We start from the raw sequence: 17,723 nt of genomic DNA on the forward strand, positions 1-17,723 counted from the left end.
TCTGATGTTGCGCAGCAACCATCATGGTGAATCAATCGTGCTTGACCTCACAGAGCCATGAACCGAATTGCAACAGGTTTCGACCATGATACAGATGTAAAGAAAAAGACGGCCAGAAAGGCCCGGGGGAGTTCATGGGGACGGTCCTAGATTCAGTCGGAAAGGTGATAGCCGCGTACCTCTCGAAAGAGGTGCCCGGCTATGAGCCGTTCACGCCCAGCGACCCTGAGCATCTGCGCGGCGTGATCCAGCCCGGCGACGTCATGCTGGTCGAGGGCAACAATCGCATCTCCGGCATCATCAAATATCTGACGCAGTCGACCTGGTCGCACGCCGCGCTCTATGTCGGCCCGGTCGAAGGTGCGGTCGAGCCCGACGGCGAACCGCATGTGCTGATCGAGGCCAATATCGGTGAGGGCGTCACCTCGGCGCCGCTGTCGAAATATTTCCCCTATCATACCCGCCTCTGCCGTCCCGTCGGGCTGTCCTACGAGGACCGCAACACGGTCTGCCGCTATGCGATCAACCGCATCGGCTTCGGCTACGACACCAAGAACATCCTGGACCTGATGCGTTTCCTGTTCCCGCTGCCGGTGCCACAGCGCTGGCGACGGCGCATGATCGCGCTCGGCTCGGGCGATCCGACCAAGATCATCTGCTCGGCGCTGATCGCGCAGGCTTTCGACGCCGTGCGCTATCCGATCCTGCCGAAGATCACCAAGGCCGGCAGCCGCGCCGCCCGCCGCGAGATCCTGCACATCCGCGATTCCTCGCTCTACATGCCCCGCGACTTCGACATCTCGCCCTATTTCGAAGTGGTCAAACCCACCATCGTGCACGGCTTCGACTACACAGCCCTGCACTGGGCCGACAAGCAAAAGCCGCTCGAGGAGGTAGCGGGCTCATTCGGTGTGTTTCCAGAAGCGCTCCGTGCGCCGCCGCTCGTTCCTGAAGCGGTTGACGAAGAAGCGCAGGTTGAAGTTTCGACTGAGCAAGTGAGCGCCGATCCAGTCCCCGCGCGGTTTCCGCTGCTACAGAGGATCGCTGCGTATCGGCCTAGACGCCGTGGTCGCACGAGAGAGCGGGCGGCATAATCCGTTGTCGTCCCGTCACCACCGTCGAGACAGCCTCCCCTACCGCTCCGCCCGCCCGATCACCGCCATCAGCTCCGCGATCTTCTCGCGCTGATCCGCCTTGTCGCCGCTCGCAATCGCGTGCTCGACGCAATGCGCGACGTGATCCTTCAAGACCTCTTCCTCGACCCGGCGCAGCGCGGCGCGCACCGCCGAGATCTGCGTGACGATGTCGATGCAGTAGCGGTCTTCCTCTACCATTTTCGAGAGGCCGCGAACCTGGCCTTCGATCCGGCCGAGGCGTTTTCCAACAGATGCCTTGATGTCCTTGCGCATGGGGCCTATATACCCCTACCGGGTATAGGTTTCAACGCCGGAGTGCAGGAATGAGCGACGCGGATCACAGGCATCATCACGACCGGAACACACAATCCGGCTGCGGCTGTTCCGCAAAGGCGACCGGGCCTGCTCCCCAGCCCGCGGCTTCGTCCTGCTGCGGCGGGCACGGCGATCACGCCGACCATGCCCATCATCATGATCACGGCGGCGCTTCCGCCAAGGTCCTCGATCCCGTCTGTGGCATGAGCGTCGATCCCGCGACCTCCAAGCACCGCTTCGAGCACAACGGCGAGACCTTCCATTTCTGCTCGGCCGGCTGTCGCACCAAATTCGCTGCCGATCCCGCAAAATATCTTGCGAAGGAGAAAGCGCCCGAGACGGAGATGCCTGAAGGGACCATCTACACCTGCCCGATGCATCCGGAGATTCGCCAGGTCGGACCGGGCAGCTGCCCGATCTGCGGCATGGCGCTGGAGCCGGAGGTCGCGAGTCTGGAGACCGGACCCAATCCTGAGCTGGCCGACATGACGCGGCGCTTCTGGATCGGCGGCGCGCTCGCGCTGCCGCCCGTGGTGCTGGAGATGGGCGGCCATCTCGCCGGTCCGCACAACTGGATCGACCCGACGATATCGAACTGGATCCAGCTCGTCTTCGCCACCCCCGTTGTGGTTTGGGCCGGCTGGCCGTTCTTCGTCCGCGGCTGGCAGTCGCTGCTCACGCGCAATCTCAACATGTTCACGCTGATCGCGATGGGCACCGGCGTTGCTTATGTCTACAGCCTGCTCGGCACCATCGCGCCGCAGATTTTCCCCGACACCTTCCGCGGCCATGGGGGCGCCGTCGCTGTCTATTTCGAAGCAGCCGCCGTCATCACCGTCCTTGTGCTGCTCGGCCAGGTGCTGGAGCTGCGCGCCCGCGACGCGACATCTGGCGCGATCAAGGCGCTGCTGCAGCTCGCACCCAGGACCGCGCGGCGCGTCGATGCTGACGGCAGCGAGCATGAGGTCGAGATCGACACGCTGCATGCCGGCGATCGCCTGCGTGTTCGTCCCGGCGAGAAAGTGCCGGTCGACGGCATCATCCTGGAAGGACGCTCGTCGCTCGATGAATCCCTCGTAACAGGCGAATCCATGCCCGTCACCAAGGAGGTCGACGCCAAGGTCATCGCCGGCACGCTCAATCAATCGGGCAGCTTCATCATGCGCGCCGACAAGGTCGGCCGCGAAACGCTGCTGTCGCAGATCGTGCAGATGGTCGCGGATGCGCAGCGCTCGCGCGCGCCGATCCAGCGCTTGGCCGACCAAGTCGCCGGCTGGTTCGTGCCGACGGTGATCGCCGTCGCCATCGCTGCCTTCGTGGCGTGGGCCTGGTTCGGGCCGGAGCCGCGACTGGCCTTTGGTCTCGTTGCTGCCGTGAGCGTGCTGATCATCGCCTGCCCCTGCGCGCTGGGCCTCGCGACCCCGATGTCGATCATGGTCGGCGTCGGCCGCGGCGCGCAGGCCGGCGTCCTGATCAAGAACGCCGAGGCGCTGGAGCGGATGGAGAAGATCGACACGCTGGTAGTCGACAAGACGGGCACGCTGACCGAGGGGAAGCCCAAGGTGGTGGCGATCGTGCCGGCATCAGGTCTTGCCGAGAATGACATCCTTCGACTTGCGGCGAGCGTCGAACGCGCCAGCGAGCATCCGCTCGCCGACGCCATCATGCGCGCGGCGAAGGAGAAGCAGCTCGCGCTCGGTCAGGTCGAAGAGTTCGATTCGCCGACGGGCAAGGGTGCGACGGGCAAGATCGATGGCAAGAGCATCGTGCTCGGCAACGCAAAGTACCTGACCTCGATCGGCATCGACACCAAGGCGCTCGACAGTGAAGCCGAACGCCTGCGCGGTGACGGCGCCACCGTCATCAACATGGCTGTCGACGGCAAGCTTGCCGGCCTGTTCGCGATCGCGGATCCCGTCAAGGCTTCGACCCCTGACGCGCTGAAGGCGCTCGCCGACGAAGGCATCAAGGTGATCATGCTGACCGGCGACAACCGCACCACGGCGGAAGCGGTCGCACGGCGGCTCGGCATTGCCGATGTCGAGGCCGAAGTGCTGCCGGACCAGAAGAGCGCGGTGGTGGCCAGGCTGCGAAAGGCCGGACGCAGCGTCGCCATGGCCGGCGACGGCGTCAACGATGCGCCGGCGCTGGCCGCCGCCGAAGTCGGCATCGCCATGGGCACTGGCACAGATGTGGCGATGGAAAGCGCCGGCGTCACGCTGCTCAAGGGCGACCTCACCGGCATCGTGCGGGCGCGAAAACTGTCGCAGGCGACGATGAGCAATATCAGGCAAAACCTGTTCTTCGCCTTCATCTACAACGCCGCCGGCATCCCGATTGCCGCCGGCATTCTCTATCCCACCTTCGGCGTGCTGCTCTCGCCGATCATCGCGGCGGCTGCGATGGCGCTGTCCTCGGTCAGCGTGGTCGGGAATGCGCTGCGGCTGCGCGCGACGCGGCTGTGATAGTGACTGCTCTCCCTCTCCCGTTCTTGCGGGGAGAGGGCCGGGGTGAGGGGCTATCTCCACGGTTTCACTGCGAGTGAGACTCGCGGAGAGTCCCCCTCACCCGGAATTCAAGCTACGCTCGAATTCCGACCTCTCCCCGCAAGCGGGGCGAGGTAAGAAGCCCGCGGAGAGGATCTGATGCAGCGGATTACGATCACGATCGAGGACGATCTTTTGGCGGAGATCGATGCCGCGGCCGAGGCGCGCGGCTACCAGAACCGCAGCGAGATCATCCGCGACCTCGCTCGCGCCGGGCTTCAGCAATCAAGCGAGGACACCGCGCAGGGCGGCCCCTGCGTCGCTGGCCTCGTCTATGTCTACGATCACGCCGCGCGCGACCTCTCGAAGCGCCTGGTGCAGGAATTCCACGGCCATCACGATCTCGCGCTCGCAACCCTGCATGTCCATCTCGACGACTCCAATTGCATGGAGATGACGGCGCTGAGGGGCGATGCGACAGAAGTCAGGCATTTCGCCGATCACATCATCGCAGAGCGTGGCGTACGCTATGGCCGCGTGGTGATGATTCCGACGGGGGACGGGAAGCCGAAGGTGCGGAAGCACGGGCATGGCCATCGGCATGAGTGAGTTTGCCGCGAAGACGGTTGGGTGAGACGTATCTCACAACTCGTCCGGAATCGTAGGGTGGGCAAAGGCGTACTTGCGCCGTGCCCACGATCTCTCAATGATGGATAGAAGACGTGGGCACGCTTCGCTTTGCCCACCCTACGATACGCCACCGTCGAGAAAGAACCTCACGCCGCCTTCGCTCTCCCACCGGGCAAACCTGCCCGCGCCAAGCCTCCGTAAAGCTGTTCGTCCGGCATTTCCTCGCGCAGGATCTTACGAACGGCGATCAGCCGGTCGAGATCGATCCCGGTCGCAAATCCCTTGCTCTCGCACAGGAACACCAGGTCCTCGAACACGACGTTCCCGGTCGCGCCGGGCGCGAAGGGGCAGCCGCCGAGGCCACCGAGCGAGCCGTCGAGGATGCGGACGCCTTCGTCCAGCGCGGCGGCAGCGTTGGCGATGCCCATGCCACGGGTGTCGTGGAGATGGATGCAGATCGGCTTTGAACCTGCGAGCCTCACAGCGGCGCGCGACAGCTCACCGACCTGCTTCGGCCCGGCGTAGCCGACGGTGTCGGCGATCGCGACGAAATCGACGCCGGCCTCCAGGCATTTGTCGACCAGGCGCAGCACCTCCTTCGGATCGACCGCGCCGGTGATCGAGCAGCCCAGCGCCATCGAGATCGCTGCGTTCACCAGCGGCTTGTGGGCACTGGCATCGCGCAACTCGCAGAGCCGCTTGATGTTGGCGATCGCGGAGTCGCGCGACCGATGCGCATTGGCCTGGCTGTGCTCCTCGGTCGCCGACACTACCGAAGCGATCTCGCCAACGCCTGAAGCCAGCGCCTCGTTGACCCCGCGCTCGTTGAGCGCAAGCGCAATGCCGTGGGCCCCGCGCAGGCTCGCCACCGTTCCGATCACATCGCGGACATCGACGAATTGCGGAAAGGTCTTTGCCGGCAGGAACGAGCCGACCTCGAAATGCCTGACGCCGGCGGCATATTCCTCGCGCACCCAGCGCTGCTTGGCGTCGGTCGACGGAAACTTTTTCACGAGCTGGAGCCCGTCGCGCAGACCGACCTCGCGCAAGCTCACACGATCCGCGGGATAAATCGTCTCAATCCGGCTCATGCGCGCCTCCCAGCGGCTTTTGACGTGACGTCGTTGTCGTCGATCTCGGCACGCACGGCGGGGGTGTCGGCGCCGAGCGGCGCGACCTTCAGGCCCTCGCCAAAATAACTGCCGTTCCATTCGAGGGGCAGTGTCGGCACATGGAACGGCTTGCCGTCGGCGGTGATGTTGGTGACGAGCCCGCCGGGCCGCAGCACGTGCGGGTCGGTGAGCAGATCCTCGGGCCGGTTGATCGGCGAGAAACAGATGTTGAGGGCGTCGAGCTTTTGCGACAGCTCCGCCACGTCCTGCTGCCGGATGATCTCGGCCACGCGCGGAAGGATCCGTGGCCGCGCCAGGATGCGATCGGTGGTGGTGCGCAAGCTCGGGTCATCGAGAAACTCGCTCAGGCCGAACTCGCGGCAGAACGCCTGCCAATGGCCCTCGGTGACGACGCCGATGAAAATGCGGCCGTCACCGGCGGCATCGAAAATGTCGTAGATCGGCCAGGCATGCTCGCGCTCCGGCATCGAGCGCGGCTTGTTGCCGGTCATCTCGTATTCGACCATGTGCTGGGCGACCAGGAACAGGCAGTTCTCGAACAGGCCGATGCGGATGTCTGCGCCATCGCGCTTTCCCCCGCGCTTCTGATAGAGCGCGGCCAGGATCGCGATCACGCCGAACATGCCGCCCATGATGTCGTTGGCGGAGGAGCCGACGCGCTGCGGCTTCTCCTTCGTGCCGGTCATGGCGGCGAGACCCGACATCATCTGCACGACCTCGTCGAGCGCGGGACGATGCTCATAAGGGCCGGACAGGAAGCCCTTGTGGCCGGCGACGATCAGATGCGGATGCCGGCGGCGCAACTCTTCGGCGCCAAGCCCCTGCTTCTCGAGCAAGCCATCGCGAAAATTCTCCAGGAACACATCGGCCGTCGCGAGCAGCCGGTGCATGGTGTCGCGGTCCTTAGCCTTCTCGAAGTCGAGGACGACGCTGCGTTTGCCGCGGTTGAACAGCGGGAAGAACGCCGTGCCCATCCCGCCGAGGGAGCGGGTCTTGTCACCGGCCGGCGGCTCGACCTTGATGACCTCGGCCCCCAACTGCGCGAGGATCATGCCGCAGGTCGGGCCCATCACCATGTGGGTCATCTCGACAACCCGCACGCCTTCGAGCGGCAATCCGGTTTCGGCCATGCGGCACTCCTGTTCGTTGGTCTAAGAGACTAAGTCTTCACAAGCCTTCTTAAAAATATAATCTGTCGAAGAATGCCTTCGCAGTTCTAGAACGCTGGACCCCCATGGATTCGCGCCAGCTCCGCTACTTCATCGCCGTCTACGAGCAGCGGAACCTGTCGCGCGCGGCGGACCAGGTGAATGTCGCGCAATCCGCGCTCAGCCATCATATCTCGAATCTGGAGGCCGAGTTCGCAACGCCTTTGTTCGAGCGCAAGTCGCGCGGCATGGACCCGACCGCGGCCGGCGAGCGGCTCTACGAGCATGCCCGCATCATCCTGCGCGCGATGGCGGAAGCCGAGACCGAGGTGCGCGAGGGCGCGCGCGTCATCGCCGGCGAGATCTCCATCGGCATGGCCAATTCCGGCGTCAAGGCGATCGGCGTCGAGCTGATGCGCACGGTGCTGACCAAATATCCCAAGCTGAAGCTATCGCTCACCGAGAGCCTGTCGGGCGCGACGCTGATGCATCTGATGATCTCCAACGTCGATCTGGCGCTGGTCTACAATCCGCCCTCGGAGAAGGAGTTGATCACGGAGGCCGTGCTGGAAGAGGAGATGTTCCTGGTCGGCATTCCCAAGCTGGTCGGCAAGACCAAAACTCCGATCCGCTTCGAGGAGCTGAGCCGGCTGCCGCTGATCCTGTTGCGCTACGGCCTCGGCCTGTCCTCGCGCGCGCTGCTTGACGATCCCGTTCTGCTCAAGCGGTTGGAGGGCGGCGCCATCCTGCACGCCAACTCGATCACCGGCATGACCGGCGCGCTGGTGGAGGGGCTCGGCTGCACCATCGCGACAAAGCTGTTCGCGCGGGAGGAGCTCGCCGCAGGGCGCCTGGTCGCGCGCCGGGTGATCGACCCGAAACTGACCCGCACGCTCTATCTCTGCCGCCTGCGCAACCGCCCGATGACCTACGCGATGGAGGAGATGCGGCGGCTGATGCTGGCGCTGATCGCGGAACAGGTGCGCAGCGGCGGCTGGCAGGCGGAGCTGGTGGGGTAGCTACCTCCGCGACGGTAGTGCGCTCCCTCGCCTTCGAAAATCTCGAACGCTCCCATCGATATGTTCTTCTGGATTTCCACTCCTGACCCGCCAACATGGCGCGGTCCGGCAGAGCTTACCGAAAAACCTCAGAGATGAGCCGCCGGGAACCGCGCGCATCGCGCGCGCCACGGGAGGACGTCATGAGCGTTGTCGGCATCGACACAGGCTTCGAGCTCGGCGCAGCATCTTCAGGACCGGACGAGATCTCGCGGCGGCTCGAGGCGATGCCGGCGACGGGCCATGTCTGGAAGCTCGTCATCCTGCTCTCGCTCGGCGGCTGTTTCGAAATCTACGATCTGTTCCTCACCGGCTACATCGCCCCGGGCCTGGCCCGCAGCGGATTGCTGAGCACGACGACTCAAGCCTTCTTCGGCTTCTCCGGCATCGGCGCCTTCGTCGCCGCAACCTTTGCCGGCCTGTTCGTCGGCACCTTCTTCCTCGGTTTCCTCGCCGACCGTTTCGGCCGCCGCGCGATCTTCACCTATGCGCTGCTTGGCTATAGCGCGGCGTCGGTGATCATGGCCTGCCAGACCTCCTCGAGCGGCCTGTTGCTCTGGCGCTTCCTTGCCGGCATCGGCATCGGCGTCGAGGTCATCACCATCGACGCCTATATCACCGAATTGGTGCCGAGCCGGATGCGCGGACGCGCCTTCGCGGTGAACCAGGCGATCATGTTCATCGCCGTGCCCGTTGTCGCCTTCCTCGCCTGGTGGCTGGTGCCGCTCGCGCCCTATGGCGTCGATGGCTGGCGTTGGGTGGTGCTGATTGGTGCTGCCGCCAGCATGATCGTCTGGGTGCTGCGCTTGTTCCTGCCCGAGAGCCCGCTTTGGCTGGCGCGCCACGGCCGCACCGAAGAGGCGCTCCGGATTCTTGCAACGCTCGAAGCCAGAGGCGGCGGCACGGCGCCAGGCCCTTCAGCTTCGCTCGCCCGACCGGCCTCGCAGACGGCCGTGCACGTCGCCTTCGCCGATTTGTTCCGGCCGCCCTATCTCTCGCTCGTGGTCCTGTTCATGGTGTTCAACCTCTGCCAGGCCTTCGGCTTCTACGGCTTTGCCAATTGGGTGCCGACACTGCTGGTGGAGAAGGGCATCACCGTCACCAAGAGCCTGCAATATTCCTTCATCGTCGCCTTCGCCTATCCGATCGCGCCGCTGCTCGCCGCAAGCTTCGCCGACAAATTCGAACGCCGCTGGATCATCGCCGGCGCCTGCGTCGCCATTATCGTGTTCGGCATGGCGTTCGCGCAACTGACCCTGCCGGCACTGCTGATCGTCTGCGGCGTGCTGCTGACGGCCTGCAACACAACGATGTCCTACGCCTATCACGCCTACCAGACCGAGGTGTTCCCGACCCAGATCCGGGCGCGGGCGTCCGGCCTCGTCTATTCCATGAGCCGCCTCTCCGCGACCTTCTCGGGCTTCATCGTCGCCTACATGCTGAAGGAGGCCGGCGTCATCGGCGTGTTCGGCCTGATCACTGTGGCGATGCTGATCGTGGTGATCGCGATGGCGCTGTTCGGCCCTGATGTCCGCGGCAAGGCGCTGGACACGGTGTAGGCCCGGCTGCGCCGATAGCCGGTTTGTGACCGAAAGAGAGATTGTCGTCATTCAACTATAGGTGTAATCTCACCTGAGAATTACTTCGGATACTGAACTATTATTTTAGAACGACTCTGTTTTGGCAGGTGATTGCTCTGCGCGTCTCACATCGGCCCCGAATCGGTCAATAGCCCAGACCATTCTGTGATCAAGTTTTCGATCTAAGATTGCAACCGTCGGCCTGTTTGGCCGACCAATGAAAGACGTTTGTCAAAATCAATTGGCGGAGACGAACACATGCCGGCTGACCGCAAATGGGTTGAGAGAAATCTCGGGTTCGATCCGATCACCACACCGCCGCCGCGCGAGACCTTCACAGTCAAGCGCATCGCGGATGCCGCCGTGAAGAAGACCGCGAAGGTCGCCCCCGAAGACTTCCAGCGCGAGATCATCGATTTCGACTCCGAAGGCCCCGAAGGCCGCGAGTTCATGGCCTTTTCGACTTCGACGGGGCTGTCGCGCTTCACCGACATTCCCTGGCCCAGGGGGCTTGCGCCGCAGACGGGGCCGAAGCCGGGCAATGGCAAGGGGCCGCTGCCGCGCGCCGACGTGCTGGTCGTGACCTGGACCGTCGACGAAGGTCACGCAACCAGCCGCGTGCTGACGCCGGGCAAGGATTCGCACAACGACTACGTGCCCTACACGCACAATTACGCGGCTATCTCGAAGAAGATGCGCAACGGCTGCCCTGCCAAGGAGCTGAAGCGGCTGGGCGCCTTCTGGACCACGACGATCGGCAAGAAGAAGGTCGTGGTGTTCAAATCCGACTCGCACATGTCGCAGGACGGCCCGCAGCTGCCGAACATCGACGTCTGGCGCCAGATCATCACCGAGGTGCAGCCGACGCTCGTGATCACCACGGGCACGGCCGGCGGCATCGGCAAACAGGTCGAGGTCGGCGACGTCATCGTCAGCCCAATCGTGCGTTTCGACTGCCTCTCGAAGTTCAAGAAGCAGCCGTTTGCGCAGGCGCACTACTCCAGCAAGCCGGCCAAGACGTCGAAATTTGCGAGCGCCAAGACGCTGTTCAAGGCCAATGCAGGGCAATTGCCGAAGGACAATGCGCGGCCGCCGAAGATCTTCGTGGTCAAGCCGAGCGAGCTGTCATCGTCCGTGGTGACCACCGATTTCTTCGGCTTCGACACCTCGGACAATCACTTCAAGCTCCAGGGCCTCGGCGACGTCTCCGAGATGGGCGATGCCGTCCTCGGCCTCGTCGCGCAGGAGATGGGCGACAAGGCGCCGCGCTGGCTCGCGATCCGCAACGTCTCCGACCCGCAGATCAAGGCCGAGGGCACGCTGAAGCAGCAGGAGCAGGTCGCCGCCCAGATCTACAAAGGGTTCGGCCGCTGGAGCACGGTCTGTAGCGCCATCGCCTGCTGGGCGAGTATCGTGGCGGAGCCATAGGGTATGATCCGGACCCGCAGGGCCGCGTTAGCGCAAAGTGTGACGCGGTTTTCCCTCGCGACAGACGCGGAACGCGTCTGCGCGGAGATCATGCCCAAAATATAAAGCCGCGGAAGCTGGCAGGTCAGCCTCCCTTGCCGAAGTGGCCGGGGGTGTCTACCTCTCGCTGAGTGTTTCGTGAGAGGTTCCCATGCTGGATGCCGCCGTCAAGGCGCTGTCGCAAATGATGTCGCCGCCGATGCGTTCGATCCTGTGGCGGTCGATCGGGCTCGCGCTGGTGCTGATCGTGGTGCTTGCGATCGGGTTGCAGCGGCTGCTGACCTGGTTTGCGACCTATGGCGAGGTCTGGCTCGAGGGGCTGCTTGGGCCGAGCTGGCACTCGTCACTGGAGGTGCTGGCTTGGATCATCTCGATTGCGGCCGGTTTCGGCGTCGTGTTCGGCAGCGTGTTCCTGATGCCCGCGATCACCTCGCTGGTGGCAAGCTTCTTCGTCGATGACGTCGCCGACATCGTCGAGCGTGAATATTATCCGGCCGAGCGGCCGGGCACGGCATTGCCGTTCAAGCAGGCGATCCTCGAAGGCATCAAGACCGCGCTGCTCACCATCCTGGTCTATCTCGCCGCTTTACCGCTGGTGTTTCTGGCCGGCGCCGGTTTCCTGGTCTTCTTCCTCGCTGCCGCCTGGCTATTGGGCCGCGAATATTTCGAGCTCGCTGCGATGCGCTTCCGCTCGCCGGAGGATGCGAAAGCGATGCGGCGCGATAATGCCGCGACGATCTTCACCGCCGGCCTCTTCATCGCCGCCTTCGTCTCGATTCCGGTCGTGAACCTGGCGACGCCTATTTTCGGCATGGCCTTCATGGTGCACATGCACAAGCGCCTGTCAGGCCCGCGGCCCGAGCTGATCGAGCCGGCGCGGCAGATGCGGTGAGCCCGATCAGCTCACCTGCACGCCGCATTTGCGCAGCACCCTCTTGGCGAAACCGAACGGCGCCGGCGTAAACGGACCCGGCGGGGCTCGGGTGATCAATGCGATGAAGCCGAGCCCGGCCACTGCCAGCCAGAAGCACAGCCAGAAACCATCGATATAGGCGAGCACATTGGCTTCGCGCGCGACGAAGCTTGCTAGCGTACCGACCGCGCGCGCCTGCGCTGAGCCGGCGCCGTGGGCGGCAAAGTGATCGGCGAGCTGCTTCAGCGCGCGCACCACATTGACGTCGCCGACTTCCAGGTTCTGGCCGATATAGAAGGAATGCACCTGCTCGCGGACGCGCAGCCAGGTTCCCATCAGCGCCACGCCGATCTCGGCGCCGCCGAGCCGCATGATCTGGATATAGGCTGCAAAGGCCGTGGCACGGCTGGGGTCGGAATTCGACAACAACGTGATGATGAGCGGCAGCAGCGTCAGCGACTGCGCGACCGCTTGAAGCAGAACGATGCCGATGAAATCCTCGCGCGCCCAATCGTGGGTGAGCTGAGTCCCCCAGAGATTGGCCGCAGCAAAGCAGGTAAATCCAACGACCACCACCGTCCGCGTGTCGAAATGCCGGAGCAGCCAGATCGAGATCGGCACCAGTACGGACATCGGCAACGCGCCAAAGGTGAGCAGCAGCCAGCCGCTCTGCTCCGGCCTGAGCTGACCGACGGCGCCGAGGAAATTCGGTACCAGCGACGCGTTGGATAGGCTGGTCAGCGTGTAGAGCAGGATCAGGATCAACGCCAAGCCTACATTGCGCGAGAACAGCACGTTCACATGCGCCCAGGGCTGCGCGACCCACGACTCGTTGACAAGGAAGGCCACGAACAGCACGCCGCCTCCGACCAGCAGCGCCATCACCGTGCCGGAGCCGAGCCAATCCAGGCGATTGCCCTGATCGAGCCCGGCATAGATCATTCCGACGGAGGCTCCTAGCAGCAACATGCCACCCCAATCGGCCGCCCGCAGCAGCGCGCGATTGACCGGCTCGCTCGGTGTTCCCAGATAGACCATCAGGCCCATCAGCGGCGCGATCACGACGCCCTGCCAATACAGCCATTGCCAGCCGAGATGCTCGACATAGAAGCCGACCAATGAGGACGATGAGTCCAATGCAAATCCGACGCGGATCGAATAGAGCGCAATCGCCGGCAGCCACCAGCGGATCGGCAGATTGCGGAACACGATCATCAGCGTCGCCGGCACGAAGGTGCCGAGCAAGAGGCCATGCACGACGCTGAGCGCGATCAGCGTCGGATAATCGCGCACGAAAGGAATGGTCAGCGAGACGAGCGCGTAGACGAGACTGGGAATGCCGAGCACGCGGCGCAAGCCGAACACGGTGGCAAGCCACGCCACCGCCGGGGCGATGAAGATCTGCGAGCCGATGCCGGCGGTGGAAAGCCACGCACCTTCGTCGAACGAGAGCCCGAACGCGCCGCGCAGGTCTGGCAGGCCGACGGTGGTCAGCCGGCTGTCGAAATTGGCGAGGAACGAGCCGAGCAGCACGGCCGCGACGGCAAACAAAGGCTGTCGCGCGACACCGCCGCGCGAGATCGGTCCGCGGCCGGCATCGTCATTTGCCGCCATTCGCATCCTTCGTGTCGATTCTGGTGACAACCGACATCCCCGGCACAAGGCGCGTCAGCAGCGGCTGATTGTCGTCGAACTGGATGCGGACGGGAATGCGCTGTACCACCTTGGTGAAATTGCCGGTGGCATTGTCAGGCGGCAGCAGCGCGACCTGCGCGCCCGTCGCGGGCGCGATGCGCTCGACCTTGCCGCGCAGCTTTTCGCGCGGAAAACTGTCGACGGTGATCTCGACCGGCTGCCCGGGCTGGACATGCGTCAGCTGGGTCTCCTTGTAATTTGCGATCACATAGACCTTCGGCAGCGGTACGACGTTGATGAGGTTGGTTCCGATATTGACGTAATCGCCCGGCTGCACCTGGCGCTCGCCGACCACGCCGTCGAACGGCGCCGTGATCCTGGTGTAGCCGAGCTTGAGCCTGGCGCTTGCCAGTGTCGCCTTGGTGGCATCGAGATCGGCAGCGCGCTGCTTCTTGGTGCCTTGCAGGACCTCGAGCTGGTGCTGCTGGGCGGCGATCACGGCGCGGCTGGCGCGCACATCGGCCTGCGCCTTGGCAAGCCCCGCAACCGCCTGCTCGAGCCGCTGCCGCGTGCCGGATTCGGTCTGCGACAGCGATTGCTGGCGCTCCTGCTCCTGCTTGGCCTCGACCTCCAGGGCTTCCGCCGACAGGCGCGCGGCCTCGGCCTGCGCGATGGTCGCATATTGCAACTCGATCTGGTTGGCGAGATTGTCGAGCACGGCCTGCGCAGCGGCCACCGCGGCCTCGGATTGCGCGACCTGGGCCTCATAATCGGCGGGATCGATCTGGATCAGGAGATCGCCTGATTTGACGCGCTGGAAATCATCCACGGCGACGGTCAGCACCTCGCCGGAGACGCGGCTGGAGAGACGGGTCAGGTCGGCGCGGACATAGGCGTCATTGGTGGTCTGGATCACTTCATTGCCAACCCATTCGTCGAAGCGCAGCGTCGCCAGCGCGACAAAGGCGAGCGCGACGATCACGGCAAACAGCGGGATTGCGAGCCGGCTCCAGAGCGAAGTTGCAGGCCGCTGCGTTGGCTTGGATGCGACAGGCGGTGTCGGCGACGAAACTTGTTCCTGTTGACTCACGATAACCTCAAAGCCGGCTTCGCTCTTACGATCGTCATTTCGGGGCGATGCGCAGCATCGAACCCGGAATCTCGAGATCCCGGGTTCGCCTCTTCGAGGCGCCCCGGGATGACTTGGCTGTCGCTCACACCGTCTTCTCCGGCCACCGGCAGAGATCGTTGATCAGGCATACCTCGCAGCGCGGCTTGCGCGCGAGGCAGGTATAGCGGCCGTGCAGGATCAGCCAATGATGGGCATGTAGCATGAACTCGGCCGGGATCACCTTTTCGAGCCCGAGCTCGACCTCGAGCGGCGTCTTGCCCGGCGCGAGGGCGGTGCGGTTGCCGACGCGGAAGACATGCGTGTCGACCGCCATGGTGTGCTCGCCGAAGGCCATGTTGAGCACGACATTGGCGGTCTTGCGTCCCGCGCCCGGCAGCGACTCGATCTCGGCACGCGTGCGCGGCACCTCGCCGCCGAAATCGCTGAGCACTTTGGCCGACAGCGCGATCACGTTCTTGGCCTTGGTGCGGTAGAGGCCGATGGTCTTGATGTAGTCACGCAGACGCTCTTCGCCGAGGTCGAGCATTTTTTGCGGCGTATCGGCGACCTCGAACAAGGCGCGCGTCGCCTTGTTGACGCCGGCGTCCGTCGCCTGTGCCGACAGCACCACGGCCACCAGCAGCGTGAACGGGTTGACGTGCTCGAGCTCGCCTTTCGGCTCGGGATTGGCCGCGCGGAATCGGCTGAAGACCTCGCGAACCTCTGCCGGCGCCCAGGGTTTTGTAGCCTTGAGCGACCTCTTCGCAGGCTTGGGCCTCGCGCCGGCTGCCTTTGCCTTTTTCTTCGGCACCGCCGCTTTGCGCAGGGCCGGCTTGCGGGTGATTTTCGCCATGATCGGGATATACTGAGGGACGATGAGCACAGGCAACGAAATTGAGCGGGCAGAATCTGAAGGTCATGCCGAGCAGCAGATCTTCTCGGCGCTGCTGACGCCGCACCGCTCGCTGAACCGCACCGGCTTCCTCGCCGTGATGCTGTTCCTGAGCGTCGTCAGCTTCGTCACCGGAATTGTCTTCCTGATGAAGGGCGCATGGCCGGTGCTCGGCTTTTTCGGCCTCGACGTGCTCGTGGTGTGGTGGGCGTTCAAGGTCAATTTCCGCACGGGGCGGGCCCGCGAGGAAATCACGGTCACGACATCTGAACTGCGCGTGCGGCGCGTCAGCCATCACGGGCAGGTCGCCGAATGGACCTTCAATCCGCTCTGGGTCCGCCTCGACATGGAGGTCGACGAGGATTTTGGCATCGAGCATCTCTACCTGATCTCGCGCGGCCACCAGATCCGGATCGCGCGTTTTTTGGGACCGGATGAAAAGGCAAGCTTTTACAAAGGGTTGATTGAAGCCTTAAACGCCGCCAAGCGGGGCCCGACCTACAATCCGGTGACCTGACGCGCGGTCGGAAATCGGGTGGTTTCGACGCCTCCCCGCGCCTACATTTCCGGTCATGATGACACTCGCCATACATGACCAGCGCCTGGCCAAGCCGGGCCCCCAGAACGCCGCGCTGCGCGACTACGATTCCGTGCGCCGGGCCATCGCGTTCATCTCGGAGAACTGGCGCGCGCAGCCGACCATCGAGGCGATGGCCGATGCGGCCGGCGTCACACCGGATGAGCTGCACCATCTGTTCCGCCGCTGGGCCTCGATCACGCCGAAGGCCTTCATGCAGGCGCTGACTCTCGACCACGCCAAGGGGTTGTTGCGGGACTCCGCAAGCATCCTCGATGCGGCGCTCGACTCAGGACTTTCAGGGCCGGGCCGTCTGCACGATCTCTTCGTCACCCACGAAGCGATGTCGCCGGGCGAATGGAAGAACGGCGGCGCGGGGCTGACCTTGCGCTATGGCTTCCATCCGTCTCCCTTTGGGACGGCGATCGTAATCGCGACCGAGCGTGGCCTGTCGGGTCTCGCCTTCGCCGATCACGGCGAGGAGAAGGCCGCGCTCGCCGACATGACGCGGCGCTGGGCCAACGCGACCTATGTGGAGGATCACGAAGGCACTGCGCCGCTCGCAGCACGCATCTTCGACACGAAACTGTGGCGGCCGGATCAGCCGCTGCGCGTGGTGATGATCGGCACCGATTTCGAGGTGCGGGTCTGGGAGACGCTGCTGAAGATCCCGATGGGCCGCGCGGTGTCCTATTCGGACATCGCCTGCAACATCAACAGCCCGAAGGCCTCGCGCGCCGTCGGCGCTGCCGTCGGCAAGAACCCGGTGTCCTTCGTCGTGCCCTGCCACCGCGCGCTCGGCAAGAGCGGCACGCTGACGGGCTATCATTGGGGTATCACCCGCAAGCAGGCGATGCTGGGCTGGGAAGCCGGGCAGCTGGGGATGCAATAGGAGCTACGAACGCCACTATCGTAGGGTGGGCAAAGGCGCAACGCGCCGTGCCCACGATCTCTCTGAAATGGCGACAGGCGGTGGGCACGCTTCGCTTTGCGCACCCTACGAGACCTTCGTCAACCCGCCAGATCCAGCTTCGACGCGACCGTCGAATCCGCGTTGAGCCGGTAGATGATCGGCACGCCGGTCGCGAGCTCGCGCTTCAAAATGCCTTCGGGCGACAGCTTCTCCAGCACCATGATCAAGGCACGCAGCGAATTGCCGTGGGCCGCAACCAGCGTGCGCTTCCCGTTGAGCACGCCGGGCAGGATTTCCTGCACGTAATAGGGCAGTGCACGCGCCAGCGTGTCCTTGAGGCTTTCGCCGCCGGGCGGCGGCACGTCGTAGGAGCGGCGCCAGACATGCACCTGCTCCTCGCCCCACTTCTTGCGGGCGTCGTCCTTGTTGAGCCCGGAGAGGTCGCCATAGTCGCGCTCGTTCAGCGCGAGATCCTTTGACGTGGGCAAACCGGTCTGGCCGAGCTCGGTGAGAATGAGATCGAGCGTGTGCTGTGCGCGCGTCAGCACTGAGGTGAAGGCGACGTCGAACACCAGGCCCTGGGCCTTCAACTTGCGGCCGGCCTCCTTGGCTTCCGCGACACCCTGCTCGGTGAGATCGGGATCCTTCCAGCCCGTGAACAGGTTCTTCAGATTCCATTCGCTCTGGCCGTGGCGCACGAGCACGAGAAGACGTTCGCTCATTGAGTGC

General features: G+C 64.3%; 16 protein-coding genes. 9 read left to right on the plus strand and 7 right to left on the minus strand.

Going from position 1 to position 17,723, the window contains the following annotated elements; all coding sequences use genetic code 11:
* Window positions 1-134 precede the first annotated feature (134 nt).
* Entirely contained in the window at window positions 135-1,094 is a 960-nt protein-coding gene (locus L6637_RS20600; RefSeq protein WP_237860808.1) for a YiiX/YebB-like N1pC/P60 family cysteine hydrolase, read from the plus strand.
* A 39-nt stretch (window positions 1,095-1,133) separates the two neighbouring features.
* Here the strand turns inward: L6637_RS20600 and L6637_RS20605 are convergent, their stop codons facing one another.
* Window positions 1,134-1,409, minus strand: coding sequence for a metal-sensitive transcriptional regulator (locus L6637_RS20605; protein ID WP_007598521.1), 276 nt, complete (start codon window positions 1,407-1,409; stop codon window positions 1,134-1,136).
* Between the two features lie 50 nt (window positions 1,410-1,459).
* On the opposite strand from L6637_RS20605, the gene L6637_RS20610 reads away from it, so the two are divergent.
* Complete coding sequence (locus L6637_RS20610; RefSeq protein WP_237871915.1) at window positions 1,460-3,916, plus strand: heavy metal translocating P-type ATPase; 2,457 nt, start codon at window positions 1,460-1,462, stop codon at window positions 3,914-3,916.
* A gap of 180 nt (window positions 3,917-4,096) precedes the next feature.
* A complete protein-coding gene (gene nikR / locus L6637_RS20615) occupies window positions 4,097-4,546 on the plus strand; it encodes a nickel-responsive transcriptional regulator NikR (RefSeq protein WP_237871917.1) in 450 nt (149 codons plus the stop codon).
* 167 nt (window positions 4,547-4,713) lie between these two features.
* Here nikR and L6637_RS20620 read toward each other — a convergent pair whose 3' ends face one another.
* Window positions 4,714-5,658 carry a hydroxymethylglutaryl-CoA lyase gene (locus L6637_RS20620; protein ID WP_237871919.1) on the minus strand — a complete coding sequence of 315 codons (945 nt, stop codon included), beginning with the start codon at window positions 5,656-5,658 and terminating at the stop codon, window positions 4,714-4,716.
* The gene (locus L6637_RS20625) at window positions 5,655-6,830 is read right to left on the minus strand and encodes a CoA transferase (RefSeq protein WP_237871921.1); all 1,176 of its coding nucleotides are present in this window, start codon (window positions 6,828-6,830) and stop codon (window positions 5,655-5,657) included. The genes L6637_RS20620 and L6637_RS20625 overlap by 4 nt, the downstream gene beginning before the upstream one ends.
* Before the next feature lie 104 nt (window positions 6,831-6,934).
* Here L6637_RS20625 and L6637_RS20630 point away from each other — a divergent pair, with 104 nt between their 5' ends.
* From L6637_RS20630 to L6637_RS20645, 4 genes are all read left to right on the plus strand, one after another.
* Window positions 6,935-7,867 carry a LysR family transcriptional regulator gene (locus L6637_RS20630; RefSeq protein WP_237860821.1) on the plus strand — a complete coding sequence of 311 codons (933 nt, stop codon included), beginning with the start codon at window positions 6,935-6,937 and terminating at the stop codon, window positions 7,865-7,867.
* Window positions 7,868-8,049: 182 nt separating this feature from the next.
* Entirely contained in the window at window positions 8,050-9,465 is a 1,416-nt protein-coding gene (locus L6637_RS20635; protein WP_237860823.1) for an MFS transporter, read from the plus strand.
* Window positions 9,466-9,744: 279 nt separating this feature from the next.
* Window positions 9,745-10,914, plus strand: a complete 1,170-nt coding sequence (locus L6637_RS20640; protein WP_237860825.1) for a phosphorylase family protein — start codon at window positions 9,745-9,747, stop codon at window positions 10,912-10,914.
* 190 nt (window positions 10,915-11,104) lie between these two features.
* Window positions 11,105-11,845 (plus strand): sulfate transporter family protein, encoded by a 741-nt coding sequence (locus tag L6637_RS20645; RefSeq protein ID WP_237860827.1) that lies wholly within the window; start codon window positions 11,105-11,107, stop codon window positions 11,843-11,845.
* 6 nt (window positions 11,846-11,851) lie between these two features.
* On the opposite strand, the gene L6637_RS20650 is transcribed toward L6637_RS20645, so the two are convergent.
* The 3 genes from L6637_RS20650 to nth all read right to left on the minus strand — a co-directional run bounded on the left by L6637_RS20650 (window position 11,852) and on the right by nth (window position 15,465).
* A complete protein-coding gene (locus tag L6637_RS20650; protein ID WP_237871923.1) occupies window positions 11,852-13,480 on the minus strand; it encodes an MFS transporter in 1,629 nt (542 codons plus the stop codon).
* Window positions 13,467-14,591: an HlyD family secretion protein gene (locus L6637_RS20655; RefSeq protein ID WP_237871925.1), complete on the minus strand. Its 1,125-nt coding sequence runs from the start codon at window positions 14,589-14,591 to the stop codon at window positions 13,467-13,469. The genes L6637_RS20650 and L6637_RS20655 overlap by 14 nt, the downstream gene beginning before the upstream one ends.
* Before the next feature lie 124 nt (window positions 14,592-14,715).
* Window positions 14,716-15,465, minus strand: coding sequence for an endonuclease III (gene nth, locus L6637_RS20660; protein WP_237871927.1), 750 nt, complete (start codon window positions 15,463-15,465; stop codon window positions 14,716-14,718).
* Window positions 15,466-15,487: 22 nt separating this feature from the next.
* Here nth and L6637_RS20665 point away from each other — a divergent pair, with 22 nt between their 5' ends.
* On the plus strand, window positions 15,488-16,021 hold the full coding sequence (locus L6637_RS20665) for a DUF2244 domain-containing protein (protein WP_237860837.1): 534 nt from the start codon (window positions 15,488-15,490) through the stop codon (window positions 16,019-16,021).
* Window positions 16,022-16,076: 55 nt separating this feature from the next.
* Window positions 16,077-16,973 (plus strand): methylated-DNA--[protein]-cysteine S-methyltransferase, encoded by an 897-nt coding sequence (locus L6637_RS20670; RefSeq protein WP_237871928.1) that lies wholly within the window; start codon window positions 16,077-16,079, stop codon window positions 16,971-16,973.
* A 119-nt stretch (window positions 16,974-17,092) separates the two neighbouring features.
* Here L6637_RS20670 and L6637_RS20675 read toward each other — a convergent pair whose 3' ends face one another.
* Window positions 17,093-17,716 (minus strand): 2,3-bisphosphoglycerate-dependent phosphoglycerate mutase, encoded by a 624-nt coding sequence (locus tag L6637_RS20675; protein WP_237860841.1) that lies wholly within the window; start codon window positions 17,714-17,716, stop codon window positions 17,093-17,095.
* Between the last annotated feature and the right edge of the window lie 7 nt (window positions 17,717-17,723).

The sequence above is a fragment of the Bradyrhizobium zhengyangense genome, assembly GCF_022012435.1.
GTDB lineage: Bacteria > Pseudomonadota > Alphaproteobacteria > Rhizobiales > Xanthobacteraceae > Bradyrhizobium > Bradyrhizobium zhengyangense.